This window comes from Mesorhizobium sp., assembly GCF_017306585.1.
In the GTDB taxonomy this organism is placed as follows: domain Bacteria; phylum Pseudomonadota; class Alphaproteobacteria; order Rhizobiales; family Rhizobiaceae; genus Mesorhizobium.
Map to the genome: position 1 here is coordinate 1 of NZ_JAFKIC010000018.1, position 10101 is coordinate 10101.

At 66.6% G+C, this 10101-nt stretch carries 10 protein-coding genes; 6 read left to right on the forward strand and 4 right to left on the reverse strand.

What is annotated here, in order from left to right; all coding sequences use genetic code 11:
* Nucleotides 1–90 precede the first annotated feature (90 nt).
* Genes J0I79_RS00440 through J0I79_RS00455 form a run of 4 tightly spaced genes read left to right on the forward strand, consistent with a single transcriptional unit; the run spans nt 91 to nt 3684 of the window.
* A complete protein-coding gene (locus tag J0I79_RS00440; RefSeq protein ID WP_292854270.1) occupies nt 91–1077 on the forward strand; it encodes an ABC transporter permease in 987 nt (328 codons plus the stop codon).
* Nucleotides 1074–1904: an ABC transporter permease gene (locus J0I79_RS00445; RefSeq protein ID WP_292854272.1), complete on the forward strand. Its 831-nt coding sequence runs from the start codon at nt 1074–1076 to the stop codon at nt 1902–1904. Before J0I79_RS00440 ends, J0I79_RS00445 begins: the two co-directional genes overlap by 4 nt.
* Nucleotides 1901–2911, forward strand: a complete 1011-nt coding sequence (locus J0I79_RS00450; protein ID WP_292854274.1) for an ABC transporter ATP-binding protein — start codon at nt 1901–1903, stop codon at nt 2909–2911. Before J0I79_RS00445 ends, J0I79_RS00450 begins: the two co-directional genes overlap by 4 nt.
* Nucleotides 2908–3684 carry an ATP-binding cassette domain-containing protein gene (locus tag J0I79_RS00455; RefSeq protein ID WP_292854276.1) on the forward strand — a complete coding sequence of 259 codons (777 nt, stop codon included), beginning with the start codon at nt 2908–2910 and terminating at the stop codon, nt 3682–3684. The genes J0I79_RS00450 and J0I79_RS00455 overlap by 4 nt, the downstream gene beginning before the upstream one ends.
* A gap of 199 nt (nt 3685–3883) precedes the next feature.
* Here the strand turns inward: J0I79_RS00455 and J0I79_RS00460 are convergent, their stop codons facing one another.
* The 4 genes from J0I79_RS00460 to J0I79_RS00475 all read right to left on the reverse strand — a co-directional run bounded on the left by J0I79_RS00460 (nt 3884) and on the right by J0I79_RS00475 (nt 8096).
* Complete coding sequence (locus J0I79_RS00460) at nt 3884–4639, reverse strand: ATP-binding cassette domain-containing protein (RefSeq protein WP_292854278.1); 756 nt, start codon at nt 4637–4639, stop codon at nt 3884–3886.
* Nucleotides 4632–5693: a ribose ABC transporter gene (locus J0I79_RS00465; protein WP_292854280.1), complete on the reverse strand. Its 1062-nt coding sequence runs from the start codon at nt 5691–5693 to the stop codon at nt 4632–4634. The genes J0I79_RS00460 and J0I79_RS00465 overlap by 8 nt, the downstream gene beginning before the upstream one ends.
* A gap of 94 nt (nt 5694–5787) precedes the next feature.
* Nucleotides 5788–6765, reverse strand: coding sequence for an ABC transporter substrate-binding protein (locus J0I79_RS00470; protein ID WP_292854282.1), 978 nt, complete (start codon nt 6763–6765; stop codon nt 5788–5790).
* 434 nt (nt 6766–7199) lie between these two features.
* Nucleotides 7200–8096, reverse strand: a complete 897-nt coding sequence (locus J0I79_RS00475) for a sugar-binding domain-containing protein (protein WP_292854284.1) — start codon at nt 8094–8096, stop codon at nt 7200–7202.
* A 269-nt stretch (nt 8097–8365) separates the two neighbouring features.
* Here J0I79_RS00475 and J0I79_RS00480 point away from each other — a divergent pair, with 269 nt between their 5' ends.
* Nucleotides 8366–9271: a tagatose-bisphosphate aldolase gene (locus J0I79_RS00480; RefSeq protein ID WP_292854286.1), complete on the forward strand. Its 906-nt coding sequence runs from the start codon at nt 8366–8368 to the stop codon at nt 9269–9271.
* Between the two features lie 35 nt (nt 9272–9306).
* On the forward strand, nt 9307–10101 hold a 795-nt coding region (locus J0I79_RS00485; RefSeq protein ID WP_292854288.1), incomplete at its 3' end, for an ROK family protein.

Genomic DNA, 10101 nt, shown 5'->3' on the forward strand with positions numbered 1-10101 from the left:
TCCCCCCTTGCGGGGGAGATGTCCGGCAGGACAGAGGGGGGTGCCTGGGCGCGATCCTGGCGACGGTATCGTCAATCCCTCAATGCGCCCATGAACCGTGCCCTCACCCTCATCCGCCGCCGGCTTGTCGGCAGCATCTTCGTGCTGCTGATCGTCGTCATCGGCACCTTCCTGCTGCTCGAGGCGGCTCCCGGCGACGCGGTCGACGCCTACATCGTCTCGACCGGCGGCGATGCCGGCATGATCGAACTGCTTCGCCATCGCTGGGGGCTCGACCAGTCTGAGCTGACGCGGCTTGCCAGCTATCTCTGGGCACTGCTGCACCTCGACCTCGGCCAGTCGGTCACCTTCTCGCGCCCGATCCGCGACGTCATCCTCGAACGGCTGCCCAACACGCTGCTGCTGATGGTCAGCGCTACGGCTCTGTCGTTCGGCCTCGGCTCGGCGCTCGGCATCTATGCCGGCGCGCGCCCCGGCAGTTTCCGCGACCGCTTTCTGTCGATCGGCTCGCTGGCGCTCTATGCCGTGCCGGGCTTCTGGCTCGGCCTGGTGTTGATCGTCGTCTTTGCCGTCGACCTGCGCTGGCTGCCGATCGGTGGCATCGAGACGCTGGCCTCCGACAAGACCGGGCTCGCGCGCGCCGCCGACATATCAGTCCACCTGGTCCTGCCGGTCGCGGCGCTCGGCTTCATCTATCTCGCGCTCTATCTGCGCATGATGCGCGCCGGCATGGCCGAGGCCTGGCGGCAGGACTTCGTGCTGGCGGCACGGGCCCGGGGGCTCTCGCGCCGGCGCATCGTGCTCGCCCATGTCGCCCGCAACGCGTTGCTGCCGCTGGTCACCATGCTCGGCCTGCAATCGGCGCAGATGCTGGGCGGCAGCGTCGTCGTCGAGAGCGTCTTTTCCGTGCCCGGCCTCGGCCGGCTGGCTCAGGAAGCGGTGGCCGCGCGCGACACGCCCTTGCTGCTCGGCATTATCCTTGTCAGCGCCGTCCTCGTTATCCTCATCAACCTTCTCGTCGACATTGCCTACGCCTTTCTCGACCCGCGCGTCGGCGCCAGCGAGGCCGGCGCATGAGCGCTCTGCATCGTTTCCTGCGCACGCCCGAAGCGGACGCCGGCGCGCTGCTTCTGGCGGCGTTGTTCGCCATGGCGCTGTCGGCGCCGTTGCTGTTCCCAGGCGATCCGCAGGCCATCGCCGGACCGGCGTTGCTGCCGCCCTTCCAGGACTGGTCGCTGCCGCTCGGCACCGATCGGCTTGGCCGCGACGTGCTGGCCGAACTGTTCCACGGCGCCCGCACCTCGCTTGCCGTCGGGCTGGCGGCAGCGGCCGCGGCACTCGCTATCGGCGCCGTGATCGGCACGCTGGCCGGATTTGCCGGCGGCTTCATCGATGAAGTGCTGATGCGCATCACCGATGCTTTCCAGACAGTGCCGGCCTTCCTGCTGGCCTTGGCCTTTGTCAGCGTTGTCGGCCCCTCGCTCGGCGTGGTCGTCGCAGCGATAGCGCTCGGCACCTGGACCGGTCCGGCACGGGTCGCCCGCGCCGAAGTCCTGTCCATCAGGGAACGCGATTATGTCGCCAGCGCCCGCGCGGTCGGGATGCACCCGCTCGAAATCGCCTTTCGCGAGGTGCTGCCCAATGCCTTGCCGCCCGTGCTGGCCCTGTCGTCGGTGATCGTGGCGGCGGCGATCCTCACCGAAGCCGCCCTGTCCTTCCTCGGCCTCGGCGATCCGAACCGGGTCACCTGGGGCGGCATGATCGCCGAAGGCCGCGCCGTGCTGCGCACAGCGCCCTTCCTGTCGATCGTCCCGGGCATAGCATTGGTACTCACGGTACTCGGCGTCTACCTGACCGGCGAAGGCATCGTCGAGACGACAGCGGTGCGGAGAGGCCTCTCGTGACCGCGCTCGCTTCGATCCGCGGCCTGACCGTTGGTTATCGTCGGGATGGCAACGAGGTCGCGGCGCTGAAGGACGTCAGACTGGATGTCGAGGCCGGCGAGCGTCTGGCCATCATCGGCGAGAGCGGTTCGGGGAAAAGTACGCTGGCGCTGGCGATTGCGGGGCTGCTGCCGGCCTCTGCGAAAATCACGGGTCGCATCGATTGGACGATGCCGAAATCGCAGACGTCTCGTTCCTTCGCGCCCCCCTCTGTCCTGCCGGACATCTCCCCCACGAGGGGGGAGATCGGCGGGTTCGCCGCCGGCTCTGCTCCTGCAACGCTGGCGGCTGGCGAAAGCGGTCACGACAGCACGATCTCCCCCCAAGTGGGGGAGATGTCCGGCAGGACAGAGGGGGGCGCCGTAGAGCGCCAACTTCGTCATCTTCGCGGTGGAGTTCCCCTCCTCGGCCGCGACATCGGTTTCGTCTTCCAGGATCCTTCCTCCAGCCTCGATCCGGTCATGCCTGTCGGCAAACAGATCGCCGAAGTCGCGCGCGCCCATCTTGGCCTCTCATGGCCGCAGGCATTCAACAAAGCCAGGATCCTGCTCGAGCGCGTCCGCCTGCCCGATCCCGGCTTGGCCCTGCGCGCCTTCCCGCATCAGCTCTCCGGCGGCCAGAAACAGCGTGTGGCCATTGCCGCCGCCATTGCCGCCGGCCCGAAACTGCTGATCGCCGACGAAGCGACCAGCGCGCTCGACACCATCGTGCAAGCCGAGATCGTCACCTTAATCCGGCAGTTGGTGGCCGAGGACGGCATGACCCTGCTGTTCATCAGCCATGACATCGCGCTGGCCGCCGAGCTCGCCGACCGCATCGCGGTGTTCCGCCATGGCAGTCTCGTCGAACTTGGCCCGACGGCCCAGATTGTCGGCGCCCCGGCCCACCCCTACACGCGCGCGCTGCTCGACGCCCATATCGGCCTCGACGCTGAACCGCTGCTGACAAGAAGCGGCCTCCGCGCATGAGCCTGCTTGCCGTATCCAATCTCACCAAACGCTATCGTCGCGGCGGCAAGGCCGTCGCGGCGGCGGACGACGTCTCCTTTCACATCGACCCCGGCGAAACGCTGGCGCTCGCCGGCCCGTCCGGCAGCGGCAAGTCGACCATCGCGCGGCTGGTTCTGCGGCTGATCGAGCCGGACGCCGGACGCATCGCGTTCGAAGGCGAGGATTTCATGGCCCTCGGTGGCGCGGCGCTGCGTGCCCGCCGTGCGCGCCTGCAGATGGTGTTCCAAGATCCGCTCGCCGCATTCAACCCGCGCGCCACCGTGGCGCGTGTGCTCGACGACCCCTTGCGCATCCACCGTATCGCCTCCCGTTCCGAGCGTCCGCGCCAGATCGCCGCCTTGCTAGAGCGTGTCGGGCTGACGGCCGATCTCGCGCCGCGCGCCATCCATGAAATCTCGGGCGGCCAGCGCCAGCGCGTGGCGATAGCGCGTGCCATTGCGACGAAACCGTCACTCATCGTGCTCGACGAGGCGGTATCGGCGCTCGATGTCTCTGTGCGCGGCCAGATCCTCGACCTGCTGCTCGACCTGCAAAGGCAGGAGCGGATCGCCTATCTCTTCATCTCGCATGATCTTGGCATCGTCAGGGCCATCGCCCACCGCGTCATCCTTCTCGATGCCGGGCGGATCGCCGAGGCCGGCGATGCCCGCGCCGTCATCGACGCGCCGCGATCGGTCATCGGCAAGGCGCTGGTGGCGGCCGCGCCGAGGCTGGATCGAAGCAGATCATGATCCCGAAAATAGATCCAGTTTGACGAATTGCGATGCCGGCTAATAAAGTCGCAGTCTAAGGTGTGTTGAGATTCAGGTCAGGCCGAGTCGAAAACGATGGCATCCGAGAACCGGAGCGGAGCGTACTTAAAGTACGTGAGCACCGGAAGCGCAGGAAGCTGTCGTTTGCAGGCCGGCATCACCTGAATATCAACACACCTTAGCCGCCGACCATCAGCTTGACGACTTCGTCATGATTTGTCTCGGAAATCCTGCGCTCGCCGGCCTGGACGCCGCGCCGCAGCACCACGATGCGGTCCGAGACCGCGAAGATGTCCTGCAGATTGTGCGAGATGAAGATGACGCCGCGCCCTTGCGCCTTGAGCTGGTGGATGAGCGAAATCACCTTGCGCTGCTCCGGCACGCCCAGCGCCGCCGTCGGCTCGTCCATGATCAGGATTTGCGCGTCCCAATAGACGGCGCGGCCGATGGCGACCGCCTGGCGCTGGCCGCCGGAGAAATTGCTGACCGGAGCCTCGAGCCGGCTGACATGGAAGTCCAGCCGCTTCATCGTCTCCCTGGCCGCCTCGGCCATCGCCTTGCGGTCGAGCACCGGCAGGAAGCCGAACGCCTTGCGCATCGGCTCGCGGCCAAGGAAGATGTTGGCGCCGATCGACAGATTGTCGGCGAGCGCAAGGTCCTGGTAGATCGTCTCGATGCCCTTTTCGCGCGCCTCCTGCGGTGTCGCGAAAGCCACCGGCTGGCCTCGCAGCAGGATTTCGCCACCGGTCGGCTGGAACACGCCCGATATCGCCTTGATCAGTGTCGTCTTGCCGGCGCCGTTGTCGCCGGCAAGCGCCACGACTTCGCCTGGCCGCACGGCCATGGAGAAGTCGCTGAGCGCGCGCACGGCGCCGAAATGCTTGGAGAGGTTGCGGACTTCCAGCAGAGGCGCGGTCTGGTCGGTGCTAGTCATCCTGGCGGCCTCCGCTGAACCGGCGCTGCGCCTGGTCAATGAGCACGGAAATGATGATGACGACACCGACGGCGATGAACTGCCAGAACGGCTCGACATTGACGAAGACCAGCCCGTACTGGATGACCGCGATCACCAACGCCCCGGCGACCGTGCCGAAGATGGTTCCCGAGCCGCCGAACAGGCTGGCGCCGCCGATCACCACCGCCGCCACGCTGTCGAGCAGCAGCGGCTCGCCGGCCTGCGCGGCGCCGGCGGTGAAGCGCGCGGCGTAGAGCGCGCCGCCGAGACCGGCGCACATCGCCGACAGCACATAGAGCCGCAATATATGGCCCCTGATGTCGATGCCGGCGCGACGCGCCGCCTGCACATTAGCGCCGATGGCGTAATTGTGCTGGCCGAACCGGGTCTGGCTGAGCAGATAGTGCATCACGATGACGAAGATCGCGGTGATGATCACCAGATAGGGCACGCCATAGAACTTGCCGTTGCCGAGCAGCGCGAACCAGGAGTTCTGCATCGGAACCGTCGTGCCGCCGGCCAACAGGAAGGCGGCGCCGCGTGCGACGCCGAACATGCCGAGCGTGCCGATGAAGGGCGGCACCTTCAGGCGTGAGATCAGCAGGCCGTTGATGATACCAGGCACGCCGGCGACGATGACCGAGGCAAGGATGCCCGCAAGCATGGCCAGCGGCAGCGGAATGGCGGCGCCCGCCATATTGGTGGCATGCGCGGCGACGACGGCTGCAAGGCCCATGATGAAGCCGAGCGACAGGTCGATGCCGCCCGAGATTATGACGAAAGTCTGCCCCGTCGCCAGCAGCAGCGGCGCCACGGCGAAGATGGCGATCGACTGCAGGTTGAACGGATTGAGCACGAAGGTCGCGCCGAAGGCGAGCCTCGACCAGATCTCGAAACAGATGATCAGGCCGGCCAGGAAGAGCCAGGCGCGCCCATCGGCGATGCGCGCGATCAGGCTCCGGGCCGGATCGCCGTGATCGGCCTGGGGGGCGACATGTTTCTCGGCAGGCTGGGCTGGTGATGTCGAGGTCATGGATGCTCCGCGGCTGCCTGCAAGAAAGTTCCGCCTCATGCGGAACCGGCGCAAGCTCCTCCCGGCGAGCGGGAGGAGCCAAGCTCGTCCGGACTTACTCGGAGTAGAGATACTTCGAGATGTTGGGATCCGCGATGTTGGACTTGTTCATGATCGTGAAGCCGGTGCCGATGGTGACCGGGATCGAATGGCCGGTCAGGTGGGCATAGGCCGATACGACGCCGTAATAGCCGATCTCGGCCGGATGCTGGGCGATCGCCACATCGACCAGGCCGGTGTTGATGTTGTCGACGATGCTGGTCGGGGCATCGAAGGCGACGACCTTGACGGTGCCCGTCTGCCCGGCCTGCTTGACGCCGTTGGCGGCGCCGAGCGCGGAGAAGAGGTTGGCGCCGAACACGCCGACCAGGTCGGGATTGCGCGCGAACACCGCCTGCAGCTGCGAGGCCGCCTTGTTGGCGTCGTCGTCGTTGAACTGGGTTTCCAGAACGGTGATGCCGGGGTGATTGGCCATCTCCTTCTTGAAGCCTTCCTCGCGCTGGTCGGTCGTCGAGACGCCGGGCTTGACGTTCGAGACATAGACCTTGCCCTTGTCGCCGATGGCGGTGGCAAGCGCGCGCGCGGCGATCTCGCCGCCGAGCACATTGTCCGAGGCGATGTAGGCCAGCGGGAAATCGGCGTCGCCGGCGCCGGTCTGGTAGACGCCGCTGCCGATGAAGGTATCGACGGTGATGACCGGAATGCCGGCGTCATTGGCCTTGCGCAGCGGCTCGACCAACTGGACCTTGTCGGTCGGCGCGATCAGGATCGCATCGGGCTTCTTGGCGATGACCGCGTCGAGCACCGGCACCTGGGTGACGGGATTGAAGTCCGACGCGCCCTGGAAGACCAGGTTGACGCCGAGCGCGTCGGCCGCCGCCTGGGCGCCCTTGCGCATGGTGATGTAGAAGCCGTCGGTGGTGAGGCCGGGAATGAGCGCAATGGTATATTTCTTGTCCTGCGCCTGCGCGGGCGCCATCAGCACCGTCGCGCCGACGGCAAGCGCCGCGAGCGCGGCAACAATCTTCTTCATGACATCCTCCTCATTGTTGGCAGATCTGCCGTTGCAAGTGACATTGGAATAGCCGCGGTCCGATTGTGGGATGCCGACGGCTGGAACGCCTGTTGCCTGTCGCGGGCAGCTCCTCCCAAGCGCCCTCCGGTCGATATGTCAGCCGGCTCGATCGACCGGCGGCTGTTTCGTTCCGCGCCTTGGCGAGGTCAGAGAACCAGCCTGCTCGAAGTGCATGCACTGCGAGCCTGCAAACTTGTAACACTTTGCAGAAAGAAATTGCAACTCGGTTTTTCCGAGCTATCCGTGCCGCGTTTTCTGGACGACATCCGACTGCTCCGTGGAGCCCCTGGCCAACTATTGCCCCGACTCCCCGGCGATACAACCGATTTCGCGTCCGCCCCTGCCACGTCCAGGGGCGCAGGCATCAATTCGGTATATCCGCCGTCCCGTTTTCAGAGGGCGGCGAGGATAGCCTGCGCCGTCTTGGTATCCGTCACCAGCGTATTGATCAGCCGCGCCCGCGCCGCGGCGATGATTGCCGTCGCCTTCTCCGGCGAGGCGGCGATGCCGATCACCAGCGGCACGGCGCGAAGCTGCGCCGGCGACATGGCGATCATCCGGCTCTCGCCTTCCCAGGCGATCAGCGTCCCCTCGGCATCGAAATAATGCCGAAGCACGTCGCCCGCCGCATGGACCAGCGCCTGCTCGCTCGGCGTGGCGGCACTTGCCTCGGGCGCGTTGATGGCGTGCGGCAGGCCGATGCCGACGATCGCCACATCGGTCCGGTCCCACAGCGCGACGGCATCGCGGATAGCCGCATCGCGCAGGAAAACCTCGCGCAGTTCGCTGGACGGCAGATAGGGCGCATGGATGAAATGCGGCGTGCCGCCGAACTCCTCCGCGGCAAGCCTTACGAATTCGTTGACCTGAAAATGCGCCGCGTGCTGCTGCATGCCGCCGGTGGCGGCCACGGTGAACACGCCCGGCATGCGCGGCAGGCCGGCCCGGATCACCTCGCGCACGGCGCGCCCCCAGCCGATGGCGACCACGGAGCCCGCCACCAGTTGCGCCTGCTTGAGCAGCGCGCCAAGCGGCGCGGCCAGCGCCGTCAGCGCGCCCGCCACCGGCGTTTCGACCACGGCCGCATCGCGAAGTCCGAGCCCGTCGATCAACTGCTTGGTAATGTCTTCGGGCGTCACGAGGTCGAGCACTTCGATCCGCACGATCCCTTCTGCCCGCGCCCGCTGCAGCAGGCGCGAAATGGTCGCGGTTGAGACCCCGAGTTGCCGGGCGATATCAACCTGCGACATCTCTTCCACGTAATGCAGCTTGGCGACCGTGTGCAGCATCGTGCGCGATGCGGTCGCGTCCTGGACAGGGGGAATAGGCAGCTTGCAATTCCTTTCAGCAACGTGTTACATACGTATACGCCGATGGGAGTTATCGCGCAAATCCGGCGAGCCCGCAACTTGGAGCAACGCCGCCGGGAACACGCTTCTCCCACGGCCGGCGACACTCCATGCGGCAAAGATATTCCTGCTGGCAGGCGGGCAGACCGACCATTGTTTCCACGGAATCCGCGCCCTCGGCGACAGGGCGCCAACATCGGACGAAGACCATGACCAAGATGACCACCGCGGAACTGCGCGGCTATCAGCAGATATGCGGCAAGGACGGGGCCATGGTGGCCATCGCCTGCGACCAGCGCGGCGGCATGCGCACCTTGCTGGCGTCGGATCCGGCCGAGCAGGCCAGGATCACCAATGACATGCTCGGCGACACCAAGGCCGACATCACGCGCTACCTCGCCAGTGCCGCCTCTTGCGTGCTGCTCGACCCGCTGTGCGCGGTGCCGCGGATCGTCGACGAGGGCGTACTGAACCGCGACACGGCCTTGCTCATCGGCCTCGACGCTTCGGGCTTCGACGTCTCGCCGCAGGGCTACCGCCTGTCGCGTCTGGTCCCCGGCATCGATGCGCGCCGGGTCCGTGAGCTCGGTGGCACCGGCGGCAAGATCATGGTCTATCTCAGGGCCGACAAGCCGGAAGCCAATGAGCACAACATCGCCATACTGCGCCAATGCATCGCCGATTTCGGCAGGGAAGACCTGCTGCTCGTCGTCGAATTCCTGACCTATCAGCTCGATGGCGAAAGCCCGGAGGATTACGCGGCCAAGACGCCGTGGCTCGTCGAGGAAGGCACCAGGATTTCGCTGGAGTGCGGCGCCAAGGTGCTGAAGCTCCCCTACCCCGGAACGCCGGAAGCCTGCGCCAATATCACGAAGATGGCCGGCGACGTGCCCTGGGCCGTGCTCTCGGCCGGTGTCAACCACGCCACCTTCCTCGGCCAGGTCGAGATCGCCATGCAGAATGGCGCCTCCGGCGTCATCGCCGGCCGCTCGCTGTGGAAAGACTGCATCTCGCTCGACCGTGACATTCAGCGCGAAAGGCTTAAGACCATCGCTGTGCCGCGACTGCGGGAAATCCAGGCGGTGATCGGGCATTATCGGCGGAAGGCCGCCTGATATCCCGTAGCATCACCCGGTACGCGCAGGACATCATGCCACAAAAGTCGATGGCCATAGGGATCGATATCGGCGGCACCAATCTGCGTGCCGCCCGCATCTCGGCGTCGGGCGAAATCCTCAAACGCCTCTCCGAAAAGAGCGCACCTGATCCGGAGCTGGTGCTTGGCCGCATCGCCGACATGGTGCGCCTTCTCGATGCCCCGGAGGTGGCAGCCATCGGCGTCGGCGTTCCCGGCCGCGTCGACGCGCGGCGCGGCGCGGTCCTGTCGGGAGGCTATGTCGACCTCGCCTCGGTCGCGGTCGCGCAGCGGCTGGAGAGCATGACCGGCAAGCCTGTCGTCATCGACAATGACTGCAACATGGCGCTGGTCGCCGAAATGACTCTCGGCGCCGGCCAGGGTCACGACAGCATCGCCATGTTCACCATCGGCACCGGCATTGGCGGCGCCGTCGCCCAGAACAGGCGCATCCTGCGCGGCCGGGCAACGGCGGGGCAACTCGGCCATATCACCGTCGACGTCAACGGCGAGGTCTGTGCCTGCGGGCGGCGTGGCTGTGTCGAAACCACCAGTTCCGGCACGGCGCTCGGCCGCCATATCGCGCGCGCCGGCCTGGGCGCCGATGTCTCGGTCGACCAGCTCTTTGCCCGCGACGCGGCCGGCGACATCCAGGCGCGCGCCATCCTGGAAGCCTGGGCAAGGCCGTTGCGCGCCGCGATCGACACCACCGTTGCCATGTTCGACCCAGATATCGTCCTGCTTGGCGGCGGTCTTGGCCAGGCCGCGCACAAGGCCCTCGGCCGCGCACCGGCGCTGGCGCCGTGGTAT

What these genes read in the sequence shown, in the direction of transcription:
- J0I79_RS00440 (WP_292854270.1), top strand. Translation starts at nt 91, where the DNA reads ATGAACCGTGCCCTCACCCTCATCCGCCGCCGGCTTGTCGGCAGCATC.
- J0I79_RS00445 (WP_292854272.1), top strand. Translation starts at nt 1,074, where the DNA reads ATGAGCGCTCTGCATCGTTTCCTGCGCACGCCCGAAGCGGACGCCGGC.
- J0I79_RS00455 (WP_292854276.1), top strand. Translation starts at nt 2,908, where the DNA reads ATGAGCCTGCTTGCCGTATCCAATCTCACCAAACGCTATCGTCGCGGC.
- J0I79_RS00460 (WP_292854278.1), bottom strand. Translation starts at nt 4,639, where the DNA reads ATGACTAGCACCGACCAGACCGCGCCTCTGCTGGAAGTCCGCAACCTC.
- J0I79_RS00465 (WP_292854280.1), bottom strand. Translation starts at nt 5,693, where the DNA reads ATGACCTCGACATCACCAGCCCAGCCTGCCGAGAAACATGTCGCCCCC.
- J0I79_RS00470 (WP_292854282.1), bottom strand. Translation starts at nt 6,765, where the DNA reads ATGAAGAAGATTGTTGCCGCGCTCGCGGCGCTTGCCGTCGGCGCGACG.
- J0I79_RS00475 (WP_292854284.1), bottom strand. Translation starts at nt 8,096, where the DNA reads ATGCTGCACACGGTCGCCAAGCTGCATTACGTGGAAGAGATGTCGCAG.
- J0I79_RS00480 (WP_292854286.1), top strand. Translation starts at nt 8,366, where the DNA reads ATGACCAAGATGACCACCGCGGAACTGCGCGGCTATCAGCAGATATGC.